Origin of the sequence: Pilosibacter fragilis, assembly GCF_032490495.1 — a bacterium.
GTDB classification, from domain to species: domain Bacteria; phylum Bacillota; class Clostridia; order Lachnospirales; family Lachnospiraceae; genus Pilosibacter; species Pilosibacter fragilis.
Map to the genome: position 1 here is coordinate 1 of NZ_JAVYJB010000021.1, position 22,507 is coordinate 22,507.

The following is a 22,507-nucleotide window of genomic DNA, read 5'->3' on the forward strand; positions in this document are numbered from 1 at the left end:
AAACCGTTCTACTGTTTTGTTAGGTTTTGTTCTGAATGTTCTCATTCATGGTCTAAACCAAAAGACCATTTTTATAAGAATTTTCAGGGTTTTACATACTGTTCAGTTTTCAAGGAACTGTTTTGTTGTCGTTTCTTGTTCTCAGCGGCAACTTATTCATTCTATCATACCGTTTCCGGTTTGTCAAGAACTTTTTAAAACTTTTTTTGAGAGATTAAGAAGTTTTCTTAATGACTCTTAATAAGTTTTGCCCTGTCGCTCAAGGCGAGTATTATAATAACAAATCCCCATGGAAAAGTCAACCTCTTTTTCCAGTTTTTTTCAAAGTTTTTTCTTTTGTATATGCAATATCTACATTTTGTTATTAGACCTGTTTATTAATACTACATGTGGATAATTCATTAAATAAGCAGCCGTTCTGTGGATCTTATCCCCAGCAGAACAACTGCCTATCCCTTTCGCTTTCTCTATTATCACACACACACATCCAACATGCTCTAAATTCTCCGACGGGATTTTTGTCTTTCAATCCATGTTTTTACCACCAACATTGTAAGTACGAACACACATCAAACCGTTGCAGTCAATTTTTCTCCTGATTTTCCACACTCTTTAATCAGTTTCTTCTCCCGGAAGTACCTGCAGCGCATCCTGTACCGTGAAGAATACCAGGTTATCCAGCCAGCCGCCCTGTTTTCGGTTCTGTGCTGCCGTCATGACCGGATATTGCAGAATGCTCTTCTGATGCGTATAGTTCAGCCAGGAATCGATCCACCAGTCCTTCTCTTTTTCCCTGATGCCATAAGATACATATCCACGGCATCGCTCCCCGCGCCATGGCATCGAGAACTCTGCGAAGATACTGCTCGTCTCCCGGCTCTCATAAAACGGCCAGCTCTGCCCCATATCATAAGTCTCGTTTTCCAGAGACGCGTAATCCGCGGCATAGGAAATTTCCTTCTTATCATAAAGGACCTGTCTGGTCAGCCCGCCTTCTTCGAGCCAGCCACCATTCCGTTCCCGGCATGCCGGATATAGCTGCAAAGCCTCTGTACCACGAAAGCCCGGATCTTCATTCCACAGAAAATGATGGATGATCTTCCAGTGCCCTTCCTGCTCAAGTTCTACTGCAATTCCACTGAGTCTCAGTTCTTTATGAGGATACTCCCGCGAATACTGCGTGTAGCCTTCTGATCTTGTGACGATCTGCTCTCCGTCATTGATCGGATAATCCGTTTGCTGCAATCGTACCTGTCTGGCGTTCTTGCACGCTAAGAGATCTTCCTCCTTCAGATCATCCAGAATATCCTCCGGAAATCCAATCGAGACCAGATGCGTTTTTATCTCCTCGTATGCCGGATCCTGCGGTGCTTTCACCTCGTTCCATCTCATATGGTAGGAACCAAAGAATATGGTTCCGATTACAAGTCCTGCTGCGGTTAGAACAACTGCCCCTGCCGCACACTTCCCGTTGGAGACACGCATCGGAGGCTCTTCCAATACATACCCTGCCTTTTCCAGATTCTCAGCGGTATGTTTTAACTCCACAAGAATTCCAATATATGTCGCAAGAACAGCGATTCCAATGATCCAACCGCTGTCATTCATGTTCATAAGCAGTATAACGACTGCATACCAGATCACTAAATGGATCAGGATTTTGTTGTCCGCTTCCTTCTCCCGCTTTTTCAGCTCTGTCTGCATGCCGCAAAAAAAACAGGATGCTATGATCAGCGGCAATGCAAATGTCCATAAGAGCATGAATTGCCAAATATATGTATCATAAATTTGTCTTCTGTTGATAAAAGTTCCACTCACTATGGAAATCATTGTAATCACAACGTTGATCGCTGCCGCAGCATACCCCGCCTTAAACCATTTATCTTCCTGCTTCAATTTCCGTAATCCTGCAAATATCATAAGGATTCCTATGAACGGCAGAATATAATATAACAGAAGAAAATTCAGTTTGATCACGCAGAATCCCATCCCAACCAGAATATTCTCATACGTCTGCTTCCAGAGACTTGTCTTTTGATTCACCAGCTTATTTCCACCGTTTTCATTCTTGTCTTTTGAGAGATGTTCAGCGTTTTCCTGCGGACTCTCTTTCACACTCTGCTTCTCTGCACTCTCCCAAAACGACTCCTGCATCCAGATTCTGGTATCCATGTGATCCCTCCCTTTTATCTCAGTCGCGAAAACTCCCACCTCTTTCAGGTGGTATGTAACAGTAAATTTGTCTCGGTGGGCGTTAGGTCTCCGAACATCCGAAGTTTTTTCGTATCCACAACCGCCACAATCCAGTCCATATCATATTTCGACACGATCCAATCCTTCTATCTATAAATATACCATAACTTCTTCCGCTATCAATCCACCGCGCTCAGTTTTAAGAAAAATGTAATCTATGTGGCAATTTTATGGCATTCCGATTACATTCCTCTTACGTTTTCTTACACTTTGTTGCATCGTATTGTATTTTCTGATATTTTCTGATACTGTGAATTTAGCGAAAAGGAATGTTCCTTTATATGTAACAGGGAATTCCTCAAACTTTTTTGTTACACACGAAAATTTTGCAGCAAAAGTCAAGGTCCAGAAAGGAGTTTCTATGAATTTGAATCATCTGATCATCCCTATCACCATTGCAGTCATTCTGATTCTGATCCTTGTCCTCATCGTATGTGGATACGTGAAAGCTCCGCCGGATCAGGCTTATATTATTTCCGGTCTTAAGCATGACGCAAAGATCCTCATCGGACGTTCCGGAATCCGGATCCCGTTCTTTGAACGGATGGACCGTTTATATCTCGGACAGATGACCGTCGATATCAAAACGGAACAGTCCGTTCCGACAAACGATTTTATCAATGTCAATGTCGACGCGGTTGCCAAGGTACGGATCACCCCATCTCAGGAAGGGATCCGTCTGGCAGCAAAAAACTTCTTAAATAAGAAGCCCGAGGATATCACCATGGATCTTCAGGATTCCCTCCAGGGAAACATGCGTGAGATCATCGGTACTCTCTCCTTAAAGGAGATCAACACCGACAGGGATTCCTTCTCTGATCAGGTTATGCTAAAGGCATCCAAGGACATGGATAAGCTGGGAATCGAGATCCTGTCCTGTAATATCCAGAATGTCACTGACGATAATGGATTGATCCGGGATCTTGGTGCCGACAATACCTCAAAGATCAAGAAGGACGCCGCGATCGCAAAAGCTCAGGCAGACCGCGATATCGCCATCGCCCAGGCAGAAGCGAACAAATCTGCCAACGATGCCCGCGTACTTGCGGAGACAGAGATCGCGGAGAAAAATAATGAGCTGGAGATCCGTAAGTCAGAGCTTCAGAAGCACTCCGACACGAAGAAAGCGGAAGCGGACGCTGCTTATGAAATCCAGAAGCAGGAACAGGAAAAAACGATCCAGACAGCTACCGTAAATGCCCAGATCGCAAAGGCAGAGCGCGAAGCAGAACTTCGGAAGCAGGAAGTTGCCGTTCAACAGCAGCAGTTAGACGCGGAAGTCAACAAGAAAGCCGATGCGGAGCGCTACAAGGTCGAACAGGAAGCCGCTGCCATGCTTGCAAAACGCCAGCGTGAGGCGGAAGCCAGAAAATATGAGTTAGAAAAAGAGGCGGAAGCCATGCGTACAAAGGCAGATGCCGCAAGATATCAGGCGGAGCAGGAAGCCGCCGGAATCCGTGCCCGCGGTGAGGCAGAAGCGGCTGCGATCCAGGCAAAGGCCGTTGCGGAAGCGGAAGGTATGGAGAAAAAAGCAGAAGCTTATGCGAAGTACAATAACGCCGCTATCGTCGAGATGTTAGTTGGCATCATGCCGCAGATGGCCGCAGAGATCGCGAAGCCATTGTCCTCTATCGACAAAGTCAATATCTACGGAACCGGAGGTGCAAACGGCACAAACGGAAGCGGAGTCAGCGAGATCTCCGGAAATACGGCGGCTGTCATGCAGCAGGTATTCGACACCATGTCCGAGGCCACCGGTGTGGATTTCAGGGATATCCTGAAAGCGCAAACGTATGACGCAAAGGTGAACCGGAATATTAATGTCAGCGGACTTACGATCCCGGCTGTACATCGTGAACAGGCTGCAAATCCCGCAGCCGCAAAACCCGAATCCGGTACTTCCGATTTAAGCTCCGGCACGGGTGATCCGGCAATACCGTCCACACCAGACGCAGAAACCGTTCCGGAGAACCATACCTTGTAATTACATTTTTTAGTCCTGCTCTTTCCCAAGCATGGTAAGTGCAGATTTACAGACTTATTCCAATCTTCATATCCATACTCCCCCTACTTACCCAGGCAGTGCCTCTCACAGGACACTGCCTGGGTCTTTTAACAACAGTTTGCAAGAATTCTCCCATCCTCTTTAGGTGGTGAGATGAATTGCCTTTTGGGAAAATCATGCAATATCTGGCATCTTAAAACTGCACATATCTGTGTACATAAATGAAAACAAGCATAGAAGAACAAATGTTCTAAAAGACATAGACAAACAAGTGTTCCTGTGTTATGATATAATCAGTCGAACGTAAAAGGAAAGGCTGATTTTATGAGAAAATTGGACAGTAATGCGCATTCAGTATTTCTACTCTATTATCATTTGATTCTGGTTATAAAATACCGAAAAAAGATACTGACGGATCCTGTTTCTGATCGGGCCCGGGAGATTTTTGAATATATCGCTCCGAAGTATCATATTACGTTAGAGGAATGGAATCATGATCGGGATCATGTTCATATCATGTTCCGGGCCCATCCGAAATCGGAACTCAGCAAATTTATCAATGCGTATAAAAGTGCAAGCAGCCGATTGATTAAAAAAGAGTATCCGGAGATTCGGCAGAAGCTTTGGGAAGAAATGTTCTGGAGCCAGAGTTTTTGTCTGTTAAGTGCTGGTGGTGCACCCATTGAGGTTATTCGCCAGTACATAGAAACACAGGGAGAAAATAAGAGTGAACATCGTGTACCGTTTTCGGATTTACCCGAATAAATCTCAAAAAGAACTATTTGCAAGGACATTTGGCTGTGTGCGTTTCGTGTATAACCGGATGCTGGCAGAAAAGAACGAATATTATGAGAAAACCGGAAAAGTATTAAAGGTTACGCCTGCAAAATATAAGGCAGAGTTTCCGTGGCTGAAGGAGGTAGACAGCCTGGCCTTGTGTAATGCGCAGCTGCATCTGCAGGCTGCCTATAAGAACTTTTTTCGGGATTCTTCAGTTGGCTTTCCGAATTTCAAGTCAAAAAAGAATCCGGTAAGAAGTTATACGACAAACTGTGTAAATGGAAATATTACTTTGCAGAATGGTAAACTGAAACTTCCGAAAGCAGGTTGGATCCGCATAAAACAGCATCGGAGTATCGATGATCGTTACATATTGAAGGGTGCCACCGTCAGCCAGGAAGCAGATGACAAGTATTATGTATCATTACTGTATGTGGCAGAAGAACCGGAACATGAAATCAGGTCAGTAAAAACCGCAATCGGACTTGATTTTTCTATGAGAGAATTGTATGTAGATTCCCATGGAGCTCATGCGGATTATCCCCACTTTTTCCGAAAATCCCAGGAAAAACTTGCAAGGGAGCAGCGCAGGCTGAGTCATTGCGAAAAGGGGAGCAGCCGTTACATGAAACAGAAAAAGAAAATAGCCAGACTCCATGCTCATATTGCACATCAGCGGAAAGATTATCTGCACAAGGAATCCAGAAAGATAACCAATTTTTACGATCTTGTGTGCATAGAATCTTTGAACATGAAAGAAATGAGCCAGGATTCAAGGTTTGGAACGAGTGTTCATGATAATGGATGGGGAATGTTTACTGAGTTTCTTTCCTACAAATTAGAACGTGCCGGTAAGAAACTGGTTCGTATCGATAAGTGGTATCCCAGCTCAAAAATCTGCAGCTGTTGCGGAAAACTCAAAAAGGAGTTGAAACTGGAAGACCGTATCTATAGCTGCACCTGTGGAAATCAGATGAACCGTGATGAGAATGCAGCTATCAATATTTGCAGGGAAGGATTGAGAATATTGGGAGTTGAACTTGAAACAGAAAGAAAAATTTCCTGATCTCCTCCAAAACGTAGATTTTGTTCGGGACTGCGTAGATACGAAACAGTCCCGCTCGTAATAACAGAACCGTGGGACACACGGGGATAGCTCGCCTATGCTTTGCCCAATAGGGCAATCGAACGAGAAGCCCCCACTTCAAGTGTTAGCTAAGTGGAGGGAGTATGTCACTATAGGACGATCCCACGCGGACGCCCACAGAACCTGCCGCAAGCGGCTTTTTCGGATGCTCCGTAAAATGAATTCCACGGAATTTCCTATATTACAAAAGACACCCGCCTCCGGCCATCTCTGACCGGAAAGCAGGTGTCTCTATAAGGGAAACATAAAAAATTGTGAAGCTGTTATTACAGCACAACACCGTCTTTAAAGATGGAGATTTCGCGGAAGCCTTTCTCCTCAGCCTTTGTCTGTTTTCCGCCGGCAACCTCGATCACAAGCTGCAGAAGTCTCTTTGCAGCGTCATCGATGGTCTCGCCGTCAGCGATCGGACCGGCATCAAAGTCGATCCAGCCTTTCTTTCTCTCCGCAAGCTGGCTGTTTGTCGCCAGTTTTAAGGTCGGAGCCGGTGCACCAAACGGTGTTCCGCGACCTGTTGTAAACAGGATCATGTGCGCTCCGGCAGCCGTCATGGCTGTTGCAGATACCAGATCATTGCCCGGTCCGTAAAGCATATTAAGTCCCTTTGTGACAACAGGATCACCGTAGCCGATAACGTCCATGATCGGGGCTGTACCACCCTTCTGGACACATCCGCAGGATTTATCCTCAAGGGTGGTGATACCGCCCTGCTTGTTTCCTGGGCTCGGGTTGTCGTATACGACCTCGTGGTGGCTGATGAAGTAGTTCTTGAAGCCGTTGATCATGTTGACGGCTTTGTCGAATACTTCTTTATTTACACAGCGGTTCATTAAGAAACCTTCCGCTCCGAACATCTCCGGAACCTCTGTAAGCACAGTAGAACCGCCTCTGGCCGCCATCATATCGCTGAAACGTCCGACAGTCGGGTTTGCGGTGATGCCGGAAAGTCCGTCGGAGCCTCCGCACTTCATGCCGACAACAAGCTCGCTGACCGGGATCGGCTCTCTCTCAAACTGCGCCGCGTATGCGGAACATTCCTCAAGAAGCTTTCTTCCTGCCTCAAACTCATCATCCACTTCCTGACATGTCAGGAATTTTACGCGGTCATGGTCGTAATCGCCAAGCTCTTCCAGGAACTGCTCGTGGGTCAGGTTCTCACAGCCAAGTCCTAATACGAGAACAGCGGCTGCGTTCGGATGACGGACAAGGGCTGCAAGAAGCTTTCTTGTCTGTGCATGATCTGCGCCTGTCTGGCTGCAGCCGAACGGATGCGGGAATGTATAGAGTCCGTCAATGGTGCCTTTCACAAGATCCTGATTGTCGCGGACCATTTTCTTTGCGATATCATTGACACAGCCTACGGTCGGGATGATCCAGATCTCATTGCGGATCGCCGCGCGGCCGTCTTTTCTGCGGAAGCCCATAAAGGTCTCCGGCTCAACTTTTTCCGGGAAGTCGAGGGACGGAGTATAGGTATACTCCATCTCTCCTTCCAGATTTGTCTTCACGTTGTGGGTGTGCATCCATGCACCGGCCTCTGCGTCTGCTGTCGCGTGACCGATGGCAAAGCCGTATTTGACGATATTCTCACCGTTTTTGATCGGTTTTAACGCGATCTTGTGGCCCTGTGGGATGTCCTCAAGCGCTGTGACTGTGATGCCGCCTGCAGTGACCTCCTCACCTTTTTTAATTGGGTGAAGAGCGACCGCTACGTTATCCAGTCTGGAAATCTGAATTACTTTCATATGTTAATTAAAGGCAGCTTGCAAATGCAGCCTTTGCTCCTTCCGTGCGAATCTTCTTAAGGTCAGCGACAACCTTCTCCTCAAGACCAGCGATCTTTGTGAGATCCTGATCCCACATCTTCTCGTTAGTGAGAACTGCGTTTACAAGAGCCTCTGCGGAGTCATCCTTGTGCGCATAGTAGAACTCAAGTGCCCATCTGTCATCGCTTACGGTGTACTCGTTGCCGGCCGGACGCTTGCAAACAAGACCTGCGTCTGTCAGAGCCTGGATATCATTGCTGTAGAATGCGATATAAGCTGCTAAGGACATGGTCAGGCACTCCGGAAGCTTACCGGTCTCTTTGATGTACTCAAGGAAGGACGGCATGTTTCTTGCTTTCCACTTAGATGTGGAGTTTAAGGAGATGCTCATTAACTCATGGTCAACGAACGGGTTGTTGAAACGATCCTGTACTGCGGATGCGAACTGCATTAAGTCGTTCTTGTCAAGCGGAAGTGTCGGGATAACCTCCTCGTAGAGCATCTTGTTCATGAAGCCCTTGATAACCTCGTCATGCATGCAGTCACGAACGATATTCTCTCCTGCAAGGTAAGCGCCGAGTACGAAACCTGTGTGAGCGCCGTTTAAGATTCTAACTTTTCTCTTCTTGTACGGGCTCATATCCGGTGTTACGAATACTTTGTCAAGAAGTCCTGCTTTCTTGAACGGAAGAATGTCGTTTAACTTCTCATCGCCTTCGATGACCCAGACGCCGAATACCTCGCCGACATCTGTAAGCGGGTCAGCGTAGCCGTTCTTCTGCTCAAGCTCAGCAACTTCGTTTGCGTCTTTGATACGGCCCGGAACGATACGGTCTACTAAGGAACCGCAGAATGTGCAGTCTTCATTTACGTACTTCTTGAATCCGTCCTCAAGTCCCCACTGCTCGATGTACTGGTTTACGCACTTTAAGAGCTCTTTACCGTTATTGTCGATCAGCTCGCAGGCAAGCATGATGATACCTTTCTTTCCTGCTTTGTAACGATGATAGAGAACCTGAGTTAATTTTGCCGGGAAGCTGGACGGCGGGCAGTCATCCTGTTTGCAGGACGGATCATACTGGATACCGGCCTCTGTTGTGTTGGAAACGATGATCTCAAGGTCGTCGCTTGCAGCAACCTCCATCATCTTCTCGTAATCCTCTTTCTCATATGGATTTAAGCAGCGGTTTACGCTGGAGATCACTCTCTTAGCGTCTACCTTCTGTCCGTTCTCGCTTCCGCGGAGGTACAGTGTGTAGAGACCTTCCTGCTCGTTGATCATCTTTGCAAGACCCGGAGCGATCGGCTGTACCAGACAGCACTTTCCATTCCAGCCTGCCTTCTCATTTGCAAGGTCGAACCAGTAATCTACGAAAGCACGAAGGAAGTTTCCTTCACCGAACTGGAGAACTTTCTCCGGCGCGTCTTTTAATACATATCCATCATAGCCAGATTTTTTGAGAACATCATAATTTAAGCGTTCCATAATAATTTCCTTTCTTCATATAAAAGAATTCATGGTATATAAATCAAAACTGCCAGACGGGGCATCATACCGATCCCCATCTGGCAGCAAGTTTACCCTAATAGAACAGATTTACAAGGAATGTGGTAAACGGCTCGACCCAGGTAAGGAGCATCAGGTTGATAATAAGCAGAATGTAGAACGGTACTGCTTCTTTGATGAATGCCGCGGTCTTACACTTTGTAATAGAGCAGGTTACGAACATCAGGGTTCCCATAGGCGGTGATAATGCGCCGATGGCGTTATTGAAGATGTAGATCATTGCGAACTGGATCTCGTTGATTCCGTACTGTGCAGCGATCGGTGCAAGAAGCGGAACCAGGATGATCATGGAAGCGTTACCTTCGATGAACATACCAACGATCAGTAAGAAGATGTTTACAACGATCAGGAATACATATTTGCTGTGGATGTTAGCAAGCATCCATGCAGTCAGCGCCTGCGGGATTCTCTCTTTTGTAAGGATCCAGGAGAATACAGACGCAGCGGATACGATGAGCATGATGGAAGCCGTCGTGCAGACAGTCTCCTTTAAGCCCTGGATCATATCCTTGATGTGCATCTCATGGTAGATAAAACCAAGGAATGCAGCGTAGAGGATCGCTACAGCTCCTGCCTCGGTAGCTGTAAAGATACCGATACGGATACCACCGATGATGATGATCGGAAGAAGCAGCGGCAGGATCGCCGGTTTTAAAGCAGTCCAGAATTTGGACCAGGTTAATTTTTCTGTTGTTAAAAGACCATAGCCACGTTTCTTGGAGATCACTCCTACGAGGATCATCATAGAAACGCAGAGAAGACCTCCGACACCGAAGCCGGAAATGAACAGCTTACCGATGGAAACGTTCGCGATACATCCGTAAAGGATCATCGCGATTCCCGGCGGGATCAGCGGTGTGATCATGGAGGAAGCGGCTGTTACAACGCTGGAAAACTCCAGAGAGAAGCCCTTCTTTGTCATCTCCGGAACCATCATTTTAGACTCCATCGCTGCATCGGCGATGTTGGATCCGGAAAGTCCGCCCATAACGGTGGATAAAAGTACGTTTACCTGTGCGAGACCGCCAGGAAGACGTCCTGTTACAACCTCACAGAAATCCATGATTCTCTTTGTAACACCGGTGTAGTTCATGAAGATACCGGCACAAACGAAGAACGGGATCGCCATAAGAGAAATTTTCTCAGTACCAATGATTGCCTGCTGGGCAAAGATAACGGTATTGATTCCCGGGTTCATTACAAAGTAAACCATGGAACCGCCGAGGACAGCGATAAATACCGGAACCTTGAAGAAAAGAAGAACCAGCATCACAATTGCAGATAACATTAACACATTACTCATTGCTGCTTGCTGCCTCCTTTGCCTCAGATTTTACGCCGTGGAACAGGGCGTAGAAATAGCTGATGATCATATCAAAATAGGATACGATCGCGATACCGTATACCCAGGAATACGGAATTTTTAACATACTGGTGGAACGTCCGCTCTTTACGAACACCTGGATGAAACCGATACTCTGCATGAACAGATATCCGATTACGACTACAACTACGATGGAAATCAGGATTTCCATGATCTTCTGCATGCTCTTCGGCATCAGGTCCACGATCATCTCGATCGCAACATGGTTGCCGGAGCGGAATGCCGCGCCTGCGCCTGCAAATACAATCCAGACCATACATGAGGTCTGAACCTCCTCAAGCCATGTAAATGGTGCGTTGAAGATATATCTCCATACAACGCCGAGGAATGTCAGGACGATCAGGATCGCAAGAATAATGGAAGCGACAACGATGTCAATGTTCATCAGGATCGCTGAAGCTTTATTTTCTTTCTTCTCCATAGATTTTCAGACTCCTATCAGGGAAACTGCCCCGGCGGACAGATCCGCCGGGAACAGTTACTTTATGCATTTACTGCAAAATGGATTATTCAGCACCCATAGCCTTTTTAACTGTGTCATAGAGGCCATCGCTCCAGCCAAAGTCAGCACCCATCTCATAGAACGGCTGTGCTTTCTCCTTGAATCCGGCAAGAACTTCCTCGGACGGCTCAACAACAGTTACGCCTTCGTCTTTCATCTTCTGAAGGTACTCAGCGTCAGCAGCCTGCTGTACTTCGTTGTTGTACTCACCAGCTTCTTCTGCTGTCTCAAGTAACCATGTCTGCTGCTCTTCCGGAAGGCTGTTGAACCAGTCAGCGGATACAACCCATGTTGTGAAGTTCTTTACATGTCCGTCAAGGATTAAGTATTTAGCAACCTCGTGAAGCTTTCTGCCGTACAAAGTTGCGAGCGGGTTCTCAGCACCGTCGATGGTCTTTGTCTGAAGAGCCTGATAAACATCTCCGAGTGCCATACCTGTGGATGTTGCGCCAAGTACATCGAAGCCCTTGGACTGGATCTCGTTGGACGGAACACGGATCTTTAATCCCTTTAAGTCATCAACTGTGTTGACCGGAACGTTTGTAAGAGTATGTCTCTCACCGTAGATCCAGTTGGAAGCGATGATCTTTAAGCCTTTTTCTTCAAGCTTGTCACACTGCTCTTTGTACCAGTCGGAATCAACCAGTTTCCAAACCTGATCCCAGGAATCGAACAGGAACGGTCCGAATACGATACCGAAATCCGGTACACCGTAGTCAGCGTAGAAAGCACCGTCTGCAAGTGTGCAGACATTCTCGCCGAGAAGCATGGAGTCGATTAAGGAAGACTTATCACCAAGCTGGGAATCCGGGTAGATCTCGATTGCCATCTTGCCGCCGGATTTTTCTTTGATGATCTCCTGAGCTTTCTCCCAGCCCTGTCCAACCGGCTCGGAAATGGAGTTCTCGAAAGCGACCTGAAGAACTGTCTCAGCATCGGAAGAACCGTTATCTGCTGCTGAAGCTGCTGTAGTATCTGCTGCTGCGGCTGCTGTTGTCTCAGCTGCCTTTGTTGTCTCTGTTGTGGAAGAGCTGCTTCCGCAAGCGGTAAGTGTTGTTGCTGCCATAGCACCTGCCATGGTTAATGCCATAACTTTTTTGAGTTTCATAATGTTTCCCTCCGTAATGTATTAAACATTTATTTAAGCCTTCCGTCTGATCCCCACCAGTCGGAAGGCTCTCTCACCCCGTTGCGCGGGGAAAGGTTCTAATTTTAATGGTGTCTGAAAAGTGAATTCATTTTACCACTATTTTAGCAAACATTCCATATTATTTGGAAATCTTGGAAAAATCAAATACAACCTTTAACATATCGCCCGGGTTGTGAGCAAAGTCATCGAATGCCTTTGCAGCATCATCAAACGCATATGTATTTGTGATGATCTTGTGGAGCGGTGCCTTGCCTGCGTTCACGATATCGATCAGCTCTAAGAAGTCCTTCTTTAATGCGTTTCTGGAACCGAAGACATTTAATTCCTTCTTCTGGATCAGTGTGAAGTTGAAGTCAAGGTTCTTCTTGCCGACTCCGATCAGAACCATGCGTCCACCGAAGCAGCAGGCATCGATACAGTTCTGGAATGTGGACGGAAGACCAACTGCCTCGATCGTTACATCAAAGCCGTTGCCGTTTGTGATCTCAGCAACACCTTTCTCGAAGTTTTCCGGAGAATCATTTAATAAGGTTCCGTCAACACCGAAGTCCTTCGCCATTTCAAGCTTACCTGCGGATACATCAGAGATGTATACAGTAGCGCCCTTCGCTTTTGCTGCGATCGCTGCGAGAACACCGATGGTACCGGCGCCGACTACGAGAACTTTGTCTCCTTCTTTTACGTTTGCGCGGCTCACGCCATGGTAGCTGATGCAGAACGGCTCGATTGCTGCAAGTGTCTTAGCGTCCATTCCCTTACCGTCATACACACGCTCGATCGGCATTGTGATGTACTCCTGGAAAGCACCGTCTCTCTGACATCCCATTGTCTGGTTGTCCATACATGCGTTTACGATTCCGTGCTCGCAGGAATAGCAGTGTCCGCAGTTGAAGTACGGGTTGCAGGTTACGATCATTCCCGGCTTGATGCCATACGCGTTGTTCTCATCTGCCTCGATAACCTCAGCGGAGAACTCGTGGCCCGGGATTCTCGGGTAATCAAAATATGCGAATGTTCCACGGTAGGAACCAAGATCGCTTCCGCAGATTCCACCGTAAAGAATCTTTAATAAAACTTCTCCTTCTTTTCTTACCGGCATCTCTACATCTTTAATAGAAACCTGACCCGGTGCGTCAATATACATTGCTTTCATCGTTGTTTCCTCCTTAATTTTACGATTTTTGCTTTCTGTATAGTTTTTCAAAATCAAATCTGTTGTATTCTTTGTTGTATACAACAGATTATAGTACTTTTTACACCAATGTCAATAAGTGTTAAGAAATTTGCACCACTTTTGACTTTTTCAACAAAATCGAGCTTTTTGGCTTGTGCAAAACGCCAATTGACGTTTTTAGCAAAAACCGTCGACATCTGCTTGAAAACGATTTTGTTTTGTGTTAGTATGAATCTATATATTTTTTATTGAGAAGAAAAAGACAGGAGTCCATTATGCCTAAAATAAACCTGAAAACCCTGGCGTACAATACGATCCGTTCCAAGATCGTCACTTGTCAATATGCGCCGGGTACTTTTTTGAATGAAGAACAGCTTACCACTGAATTATCTCTGAGCCGTACCCCGGTACGGGACGCGCTTGGACGTCTCGAACAGGAAGGTCTTCTGGAAATCCGCCCGAAATGCGGAATTCTCGTTCGTCCTCTGACATTAAATGACATTGATATGATCTTTGAAGTCCGAATGATGTATGAGCCGTATGTCCTGACCCATTACGGAGCAAATCTTTCCGTCTCCGCTTTGAATGAATTCTATGATATTTTCAAGAAATGGGATCCTAACAAAGAAATATACCGGGACAAGGATTCCTTCTATGACCTCGATTATCGCTTCCATGCGTTGATCATGTCCGCCTGCCCGAATGAATTTATCAACAGAAGCTATGATACGATCCAGACGCAGAATGAGCGTTTCCGGTACATGACCGGAAATGTTTCGAATTTCCGTCTGGAGGCGACTTTCAAGGAGCACATGGCGATCGTAGAACCGTGCCTGAAAGGTGACTGGGAAAAGGCAAAAGAGCAGCTCATCTACCACCTTGAACAATCAAAAGCTTCCGCATTCCGTCTTGTCGCTGCTTCCGAGACCAACAACCTCGCACATCATATGACTCTTTAACTGCTCACAACTATAAAATCCGGATCTGTTATCTTCTGAGAAACCAGATCCGGATTTTTTATTCTTTCAAATTTGCTATGATAACAACTGTTTTATTGTCCGTATGTCGTGTAAACAGTGTAAATTTTCTTTAATACATTTTACTTAATTATAATTAACTAATTTATAATTAAGTAAAATGCAAATGACTTTTTTGTATTTGACGATGAGGATATTATCGGCTATAATTAAGATGTAACCATTCAGTCATTTGCCTGTTTGTACTCTGATCACATGTACAACAGCCGGAGGTGAAATCATGTTCATTGGAAGAGAAAGAGAGCTGTCCTCTCTTGAAAAACTATATCGATCGGATAAATTTGAATTTGCAGTTGACTACGGACGACGCCGGGTTGGAAAAACCGCATTGCTCAGCCATTTTATTAAAGATAAAAATTCTATTTATTTTATGGGAATTGAAAGCAACGCAAAGCAGAACCTTGAAAACTTTAGCAGAAGTATTCTGGAATCAGACAGTCGTAATCCTGCTGAATCTGTCTTTCTTACCTTCCAGTCAGCATTAGAGTATGTTTTTAGACGTTCAGAACAGGAACGGATCATCCTTGTTATTGATGAATATCCTTATGTTGCACGATCATCAAAAAGCTTTTCTTCTGTACTCCAGCTGTTAATCGACCAATATAAAGATCGCTCAAAACTCATGCTGATCCTCTGCGGTTCCTCCATGTCTTATATGGAGGATCATGTGCTGGCATATAAAGCCCCCCTGTACGGGCGACGAACCGCACAGTTTAAGATCTTACCCTTTAACTTTTTTGAAACATGCCGCTATTTCAGAAATTTTTCTCCATCTGACTGTGCCCTGATTTACGGGATTGCCGGTGGAACCCCGCAATATCTTCTTCAGATGGATGATTCCATGAGTGTTGATGAAAACATAAAAAATACATTTTTAAATTCATCCTCCGCCCTCTTCGAGGAACCTGAAAATCTTCTCAAACAGGAAGTACGCGAACCATCGCTATATAACGCAATTATCTCAGCGATTGCTTCCGGTGCTTCCAAGCTATCGGAAATCAGCACAAAAGTCGGCGAAAACAGCAGCACCTGTACTGCTTATTTAAAAAATCTGATCTCTCTGGGACTAATTCACCGCGAAACACCTTACGGGGAAAAGAACTCCAAAAAAACAATTTACACGGTTGAGGACAACATGTTCCGCTTCTGGTACCGGTTTATTCCTGATAATGCCTCCCTGATCGTCCGCGGCGCATCTGATCTGGCCTATCAGAGGATCAGACCTCAGCTTTCCGACTATATGGGAAAAATCTTTGAAGATATCTGCACCCAATATTTATGGCAGCTGCTCTTAAATGGAAAATCTCCTGTTTTCTTCAAGGAGCTTGGGCGTTGGTGGGGAACTGATCCAGCCACACATGCGCAAACAGAAATCGACATCATGGGAGAACAGGACAAGAATACAGCCTTGTTTTGCGAATGCAAATGGACAAACGATCTCGTTGATTTCGGTGTTCTCGAGCTTCTTGTCCATCGAAGCCAGCTTTTCCACTACAACTCCACACATCTGTTTCTGTTTTCGAAAAACGGTTTTACAAGTGGATGTACGGAAATGGCCGAAAAACTCGGAAACGTGACTCTCGTCTCCTATTCAGATATCTATGGCAGTTGTCAATAGGCAAATCACCCCATTTTTTATAGAATGTGCCTTTTTTGTAACAGGGAATTTCACAGAATTCCCTGTTACGCAAGAATAAAGGGAGATCCGTTATCCTTCGGATCTCCCTTTGATATTTCTTATAGTCTCGTCCCGATCAACTCCGTCAGCTCCTCCAGTGTCGCAACCGAATTGATCTCATTTCTCAATGCCGCAGAATTCGGATACCCGGCGGTATACCAGGCGACGTGCTTCCGCATCTCCCGCATTCCCGCAAGCTCGCCTTTAAATTCCATCATCATCTGGCCATGGCGCAGGATCATGGCTTTCAGCTCCTCCACGGAAGGTCTCGGGAGAAGCTCGCCCGTTTCGAGATAGTGGGTGATCTGCTTAAAGATCCACGGATTTCCCTTCGCACCCCGGGCCACCATGATCCCGTCACAGCCCGTCTCCTCCACAAGGCGCTTCGCATCCTGCGGTGTAAAGGCATCTCCGTTTCCGATTACCGGGATCTTCACAGCTTTTTTGACCTCGCGGATGATATTCCAGTCGGCTTTTCCGGAGTAATACTGCTCTCTCGTTCTTCCATGGACAGCCACCGCCGCCACACCGGCACTCTCGGCGATCTTTGCGATCTCCACGGCGTTGATGCAGGTATCGTCAAAGCCCTTGCGGAATTTCACAGTCACCGGCTTTTTCACCGCTTTCACGAGTTTCGTAAGGATTTCCTCCACCAGCTTCGGATTTCTCATAAGGGCAGAGCCTTCACCATTCTTAACGATCTTCGGCACCGGGCAGCCCATGTTGATATCGAAAATATCGTATGGACCATCCTCCAGGCTCGCCGCGATATCCGCTACAATATCCGGATCAGAGCCAAAAAGCTGCAGGGACACGGGACGCTCCCGCTCATCCACCTTTAAGAGCTCCTGAGTATTTTTATTCTTGTAGAGGATCGCCTTCGCGCTCACCATCTCCATGCACACCAGACCTGCTCCCTGCTCCCTGCAGAGGATCCGGTAGGGCATGTCCGTCACGCCCGCCATCGGGGCGAGGATCACATTGTTTTCAAGTTCCACATTTCCGATTTTTAACGTCATTGAATCAAAACTCCCTCTGCGTTTACGTACCGTCCGTCCGGCGCATAAGCGTTGGTTAACATGTCTCCGTCTGGTTTCTGGAAGTAATACCAGCTGCCCTGAGAGTTGACCCATCCGTATGCCATCGTTCCGTCCGTGTTCAGGAAATAATATTTTCCTTCTTTCAAGAGCCAGCCCGTCTGCATAGCTCCTTTGCTGTTTAAATAGTACCAGTTTCCATTGACATTCTGCCAGCCGGTCTGCATGATTCCATACATATCCAACAGATATGTCTTTCCATCTACATAGCCCCACTGACTCGAGACCGGATTTCCGTCCGGCTTATATAAGGCCCATTTCCCGTCAGCCCGCTGTCTCCAGCTGCCGCCGCGGTAGGTATTGTGGATGTAGATCGTGCTGTTTTCTGTTTTTGCGTACTGCTGTGCCGCCTCGTTTCCCGGGCCTTTCGAGTACACGTAATCTTTCTCGCTGTCGAGTCCGCCGCCCGGATTGGAACCGGACGCTCCGGGGCCGACATTGGAAGTCCAGCCGTTGTTGTAGGCCGGGTTGTTTTCCGGCTGCTCCTGATAATATATGATATCGTGATCCTCCATGCCCGGACCAATGTTGAAAGCATAGGCAGTCATCCCTGCTGTTCCGGAGTCTGTAAGACTCAAAAGTACAGCACCTCCAATTCCGATCGCTGCCGCCATCATCGTTTTCCTCGCTTTTCCCTTATAAACATATCCCGCACAGATGCTTATTTTGTTTCGTATGCATTTCCAGCCTGCTCTTCTCATATCGTTTCCTCCGATACCGGTGTTATTCTCCCTCTTTTTCCAGCTGGTCTTCCAGCTTGCCGCCGAGAAATACCACACGGTAGAATAACTCCAGAGATTCTAAAAGTTCCTTCTTTTCTCTCTGGTACTGGCGGATCTTAAGACCACTTCCGATCTCATCGAAGAGATAATCCTGATCCTCCGCTTCCACACGGAACTCGAGGTTTCCTTCCGGGGTGAATTCGAGGAAGAGGATGCCGCCCACATCCTCAGTAAAGAGGACGCACATGATCTGAAGTTCCTTTTTGATGTTTTCCGGAAGAAGTTTGAATTTTTCGTTGAAGTAATATTTCTGCTGGTATGAGTTTGCGCCGCAGAGGATAATGTTTTCCTGTTTATTGTTGTTTTCTGCCATGATATATGTTTGCTCCGTTTCCTGTCATATAGTGTGATTGTAACTGTTCAGTAGGTCTGCGCATTTACTACGCTGACCGTAAGAAAACTTAGAATAGATAGCAAAAATCTTATCGGCACAGCCGATTTGGAATGGATTTTTGCGCGTAACTGTGAGGGCAAATGTTTTTGACCCCAACATCATTTTATATAACCTGTCCATGGTTTTAGCATTTTTGAAGCTTAACTGCTTTAGAAGAAATTACAGGTATCTCAAAATATCAGATATTGAATCGATATGGTAATCCGCCTTACTCTGGTCGAATCCGAACCGGTCATCCTTCAAACCGGCGATTGACATTCCGGCGCGGTATGCCGCCTCGATGCCCACGGTAGAATCCTCCACGACAAAGCACTCGTCCTCACGGATTCCCAGAGTATCCGCTGTATAGTGGTAGATCTCCGGATTCGGTTTGCTCTGTTTAAACTGCTTTCCACTGACGATCAGGTCAAATTCCGGGCGCATGCCCACCTCCTCCACGATCCTCGAGATCAGCTTCGGACCTGTGGAGGATACCAGGGCAACCGTATAGCCGCGGCGCTTTAACTCCTGCACGGTGGTCTTCATCTCCGGGCGGAAGATCTTCCGGTAGTCGATCCGGCTGTAAATGTCTCTTTCGGCCCACTCTTTGATCAGTGTTTCCCAGGTCTCACCGTTATTCACGGCCCGTTCCATCACAGTCCAGCTATCCTGTCTGCTGCGGCCTACCATTGGGGTGATGTCTTCCATTGTCACCGCCGGGTTCTTTTCTTTTGCGAACTCCAGCAGGTATTTCATATATACAAATTCACTGTCTACCATAACGCCGTCCATGTCAAAGAGGACGGCCCTGATCGGGCGTGTGATCTTCATGTAAATTCCTTTCCGGCAAACCTCGCGCGGACGCCTGCGGCAATCCATATCTTCACGCGGGTGTGCATGATTGGTATGTAGTGCCTTTTTCATCAGCCGGAAGCTCCATCAAAATTTCCGGTTAACGGAAAAAGGCGGCTTAAGGATAAGCCGCCTATATTCTATCGTATTTCCCTCTATTTTGCAAGAATCCCGCGCATTTTCAGGTAGTCTACCACGCACTCCACCATATCATCGTAGGAAAGTTTCGTGGTGTTGATCATCAGATCATAGTTCTCAAGATTCTCCCAGCTCTTTCCGGTATAGTAGCGGTAATAGTCGCGGCGCTCCCGGTCGATCCGCTTAATATTCTTTAAGATATCTTCCTCCGGGAAGTATCCTTTCTCACGGACTTTGTTGATCCTCTCCTCGATCTCCGCATACACAAAGAGCCGGACAAGGTTTTCAGTTCCGTCGAGGACATAGTCGGCGCAGCGGCCGATAATAATACAGGATTCTTCCTGAGCCAGTTTCCGGATGACCGATGACTGGAACCGGAACAGGTTGTCAGATGAGATCAGGTCAGATCCCAGAGACGGGGTTCCGTTTTCCGGAATCAGAGAGTGGATGATCCGGTATAACAGCTTATTTCCGGCTTTTTCATCGGCAAGGTGGAAATAGCTCTCGCGGATCCCGCTCTCCTCGGAGGTCATCTTTAAGATCTCCTTATCGTAAACATGAAGTCCAAGGCGCTCGCCGAGACGTTTCGCCATCTCCGCTCCGCCGCTTCCATACTGTCTTCCGACCGTGATCACAAATTTCTTATTCTCCGCCATAAATGCCTCCTTCTTCCCCTCCCGCCTCTCGGCAGATGTACCTGGAAAAATCATGGGAATGCTTTTTATTCTATCTGTATTTTACCATATATAGTTTGAAATTTTAAGTCTTTTTTATAATATTTTCGCTGTTTTTCAGCTCCTTCGTAAGTTTCACAATTACAAAATACAGGCATATAACTCATGTCTTTACAAGCAATGTCGGATATCCCAGCTTTCGAAGTTCCTGCTCCTGCCGCACTGCATTTTCCATATTCCGGAATGCCCCGGCGCGGACATAATAAAGTCCGTCCTTAAACGTCATAAACGCAGGGAATCCCTGGGATTTCAGGTGCTCCACTTCCCTCTCCGCGTTGGCTCTTACCCGATAGATCCCGGTCTGAACCATATAAAAGCCCGGCATCTCCTCGCCTGCCGTCTGCTTTTCCAGCTCCGCAAATGTCTGCACGATCCCATCCGCGATGGCATCCGCGGTCCGGCTCATGTTCTCATCGAAGAAGTCATTGTCCTTCTCATTGTCGATAAATCCAACTTCCACAAGAACCGCCGGAAGTGCTGTATCCCTGAGGACCACAAGATTCGGCCTCTCACTGATTCCAAGGTCGTTCCAGCCCACCGCCGCAAGCTTTTTGTTGATATTCTCCGCAAATGTCTCCGCATCGCCACCTCTCCCAAAGATCAGGCTCAGAGTTCCGGAAGCAGACCCCGGCACCGCCATGGCATTCCGATGGATCGACAAAAACAGATCCGCCGTGGAGCTGTTCCCGATCTGCGCCTTCTCATATGGACTGTTGTATACATCGCCGACTCTCGTGTACTCCACCCGGACCCCCCGGCGTTCCAGGGCATTTCCGATATCATAAGACAACGCCAGCGTATCGTCCTTCTCCCGTCTGTTCCCATATACCGCCCCCGGATCACTCCCGCCGTGACCCGGATCAATGATGACACTGTTCTGCTTTGCCAAAATTATTCTCCTTTTTCATAAATTTTATGATATGATACAATCATTGAGTCCAAAATCTGCGCTGTCTGGATACCCACAGCGATTTTTTGAATGAATGATCGGATACCTTATCATATTCCCGTATCATCAGACCTGCGCCATCCATGTCTTAAAACTTTCCCTGGCAATCACACGAAAGGATCTCTTTACACCATGTTAATCGTATTCAACCAGATGGTGAGTCTCTTTCTCTTAATGCTCACCGGCTATCTCGCCAACCGATCCGGCGTGATCGATAAGACTTTTGAGTCGAAGGTCTCCCGGTTTATCGTCAATATCTCCCTGCCCGCGACGATCTTAAACGCAGTCACGGGATCTGATATGGCCCATGACCGGGAGATGCTGCCGATCTTTGTGGCGGCGGTCTCCATCTTCCTGGTGGCCCATGTGATCTGCCACTTTATTCAGAAGACCATCCGCTGGAACACGACATATGAACTCATGTTAAACTACAGCAACCTGGGATTCATGGGAATCCCGATCATCTCCACGATTTACGGTGGGGAGTATGTGCTGCATGTTTCGATCTTCATGATGACATTTAACCTGAGTCTTTTTAGTTACGGAGTGTATCTGCTGTCAAAAGATGACGCAAAAAATACTGCTGCGGCTGCTGTTTCTGAAGTGCAGGCTGCCGCTCCAGAAAGCAGCGGTTCTCAGAAATCCTCCGGGTTCAACGTCAAAAGGCTTCTCTCCCCCGGGATCCTCTCCGCATTCCTCGCCATCGGCATTTATCTTCTCGATATCCGCCTCCCGCAGCATGCGGTCAGCCTGTTTTCTACCATTGGTGTCACAACAACACCGCTTGCGATGATCGTCATCGGTTCCACTCTGGCCGGAGTGAAGTTTTCCACGGTGTTTACCGATAAGGAATTGTATCTCTTCTCCTTCCTGAAGCTCCTGGTTCTCCCGATGATCACCTTTTTCGTCCTGAGATTCTTTATCAAAGACCGTACATTATTGGAGATCTCCACGATCCTCTCCGGCTGCCCTATTGCTGGAAACGTGTCCATGCTCTGTATGGAATACAACCAAGATGTCACCCTGGTGTCGAAAGGGATCTGTATCTCCACTCTGCTGTCCATGATCTCGATCCCGATCGTGTCGGCATTGGTTGCGATCTTATAAATATCTCTGCCTCAGGCCATCCAACAATTGGT

General features: G+C 46.9%; 19 protein-coding genes. 6 read left to right on the plus strand and 13 right to left on the minus strand.

Annotated features, from left to right (window positions below; all coding sequences use genetic code 11):
* Positions 1 to 612: 612 nt before the first annotated feature.
* On the minus strand, positions 613 to 2,172 hold the full coding sequence (locus ABCW45_RS15210; protein WP_343221119.1) for a hypothetical protein: 1,560 nt from the start codon (positions 2,170 to 2,172) through the stop codon (positions 613 to 615).
* A 442-nt stretch (positions 2,173 to 2,614) separates the two neighbouring features.
* Here ABCW45_RS15210 and ABCW45_RS15215 point away from each other — a divergent pair, with 442 nt between their 5' ends.
* The 3 genes from ABCW45_RS15215 to ABCW45_RS15225 all read left to right on the plus strand — a co-directional run bounded on the left by ABCW45_RS15215 (position 2,615) and on the right by ABCW45_RS15225 (position 6,104).
* On the plus strand, positions 2,615 to 4,237 hold the full coding sequence (locus ABCW45_RS15215) for a flotillin family protein (protein WP_343221120.1): 1,623 nt from the start codon (positions 2,615 to 2,617) through the stop codon (positions 4,235 to 4,237).
* 345 nt (positions 4,238 to 4,582) lie between these two features.
* Positions 4,583 to 5,023 carry an IS200/IS605 family transposase gene (tnpA, locus tag ABCW45_RS15220; protein WP_117552638.1) on the plus strand — a complete coding sequence of 147 codons (441 nt, stop codon included), beginning with the start codon at positions 4,583 to 4,585 and terminating at the stop codon, positions 5,021 to 5,023.
* Positions 4,986 to 6,104 (plus strand): RNA-guided endonuclease TnpB family protein, encoded by a 1,119-nt coding sequence (locus tag ABCW45_RS15225; RefSeq protein ID WP_118322184.1) that lies wholly within the window; start codon positions 4,986 to 4,988, stop codon positions 6,102 to 6,104. The genes tnpA and ABCW45_RS15225 overlap by 38 nt, the downstream gene beginning before the upstream one ends.
* 347 nt (positions 6,105 to 6,451) lie before the next feature.
* Here the strand turns inward: ABCW45_RS15225 and ABCW45_RS15230 are convergent, their stop codons facing one another.
* From ABCW45_RS15230 to ABCW45_RS15255, 6 genes are all read right to left on the minus strand, one after another.
* Positions 6,452 to 7,930 (minus strand): UxaA family hydrolase, encoded by a 1,479-nt coding sequence (locus tag ABCW45_RS15230; RefSeq protein ID WP_117503430.1) that lies wholly within the window; start codon positions 7,928 to 7,930, stop codon positions 6,452 to 6,454.
* A 7-nt stretch (positions 7,931 to 7,937) separates the two neighbouring features.
* Positions 7,938 to 9,437, minus strand: a complete 1,500-nt coding sequence (locus ABCW45_RS15235) for a tagaturonate reductase (protein WP_117567567.1) — start codon at positions 9,435 to 9,437, stop codon at positions 7,938 to 7,940.
* A gap of 97 nt (positions 9,438 to 9,534) precedes the next feature.
* Positions 9,535 to 10,821, minus strand: coding sequence for a TRAP transporter large permease (locus ABCW45_RS15240; protein WP_021905265.1), 1,287 nt, complete (start codon positions 10,819 to 10,821; stop codon positions 9,535 to 9,537).
* On the minus strand, positions 10,814 to 11,323 hold the full coding sequence (locus ABCW45_RS15245) for a TRAP transporter small permease (protein ID WP_021905264.1): 510 nt from the start codon (positions 11,321 to 11,323) through the stop codon (positions 10,814 to 10,816). Before ABCW45_RS15245 ends, ABCW45_RS15240 begins: the two co-directional genes overlap by 8 nt.
* 85 nt (positions 11,324 to 11,408) lie before the next feature.
* Positions 11,409 to 12,512: a C4-dicarboxylate TRAP transporter substrate-binding protein gene (locus ABCW45_RS15250; protein ID WP_117567568.1), complete on the minus strand. Its 1,104-nt coding sequence runs from the start codon at positions 12,510 to 12,512 to the stop codon at positions 11,409 to 11,411.
* Between the two features lie 160 nt (positions 12,513 to 12,672).
* Entirely contained in the window at positions 12,673 to 13,707 is a 1,035-nt protein-coding gene (locus tag ABCW45_RS15255) for a zinc-binding alcohol dehydrogenase family protein (protein WP_021905262.1), read from the minus strand.
* A 296-nt stretch (positions 13,708 to 14,003) separates the two neighbouring features.
* On the opposite strand from ABCW45_RS15255, the gene ABCW45_RS15260 reads away from it, so the two are divergent.
* Positions 14,004 to 14,687 (plus strand): GntR family transcriptional regulator, encoded by a 684-nt coding sequence (locus ABCW45_RS15260; protein WP_117470037.1) that lies wholly within the window; start codon positions 14,004 to 14,006, stop codon positions 14,685 to 14,687.
* Between the two features lie 298 nt (positions 14,688 to 14,985).
* Complete coding sequence (locus tag ABCW45_RS15265; protein WP_343221121.1) at positions 14,986 to 16,383, plus strand: ATP-binding protein; 1,398 nt, start codon at positions 14,986 to 14,988, stop codon at positions 16,381 to 16,383.
* A gap of 119 nt (positions 16,384 to 16,502) precedes the next feature.
* On the opposite strand, the gene dusB is transcribed toward ABCW45_RS15265, so the two are convergent.
* The 6 genes from dusB to ABCW45_RS15295 all read right to left on the minus strand — a co-directional run bounded on the left by dusB (position 16,503) and on the right by ABCW45_RS15295 (position 21,308).
* Positions 16,503 to 17,462: a tRNA dihydrouridine synthase DusB gene (dusB, locus tag ABCW45_RS15270; RefSeq protein WP_343221122.1), complete on the minus strand. Its 960-nt coding sequence runs from the start codon at positions 17,460 to 17,462 to the stop codon at positions 16,503 to 16,505.
* Positions 17,459 to 18,241: an N-acetylmuramoyl-L-alanine amidase family protein gene (locus tag ABCW45_RS15275; protein ID WP_117503424.1), complete on the minus strand. Its 783-nt coding sequence runs from the start codon at positions 18,239 to 18,241 to the stop codon at positions 17,459 to 17,461. The genes dusB and ABCW45_RS15275 overlap by 4 nt, the downstream gene beginning before the upstream one ends.
* Before the next feature lie 22 nt (positions 18,242 to 18,263).
* Positions 18,264 to 18,635: a DUF6145 family protein gene (locus ABCW45_RS15280; RefSeq protein ID WP_117470040.1), complete on the minus strand. Its 372-nt coding sequence runs from the start codon at positions 18,633 to 18,635 to the stop codon at positions 18,264 to 18,266.
* A gap of 240 nt (positions 18,636 to 18,875) precedes the next feature.
* Complete coding sequence (locus ABCW45_RS15285; protein WP_117503423.1) at positions 18,876 to 19,526, minus strand: HAD family hydrolase; 651 nt, start codon at positions 19,524 to 19,526, stop codon at positions 18,876 to 18,878.
* Between the two features lie 176 nt (positions 19,527 to 19,702).
* The gene (locus ABCW45_RS15290) at positions 19,703 to 20,341 is read right to left on the minus strand and encodes a cytidylate kinase-like family protein (protein WP_015552589.1); all 639 of its coding nucleotides are present in this window, start codon (positions 20,339 to 20,341) and stop codon (positions 19,703 to 19,705) included.
* A gap of 181 nt (positions 20,342 to 20,522) precedes the next feature.
* Positions 20,523 to 21,308: an N-acetylmuramoyl-L-alanine amidase gene (locus ABCW45_RS15295; RefSeq protein WP_117470042.1), complete on the minus strand. Its 786-nt coding sequence runs from the start codon at positions 21,306 to 21,308 to the stop codon at positions 20,523 to 20,525.
* Positions 21,309 to 21,500: 192 nt separating this feature from the next.
* Between ABCW45_RS15295 and ABCW45_RS15300 the strand changes: the two genes are divergently transcribed.
* A complete protein-coding gene (locus tag ABCW45_RS15300) occupies positions 21,501 to 22,475 on the plus strand; it encodes an AEC family transporter (protein ID WP_343221123.1) in 975 nt (324 codons plus the stop codon).
* Positions 22,476 to 22,507: the final 32 nt, after the last annotated feature.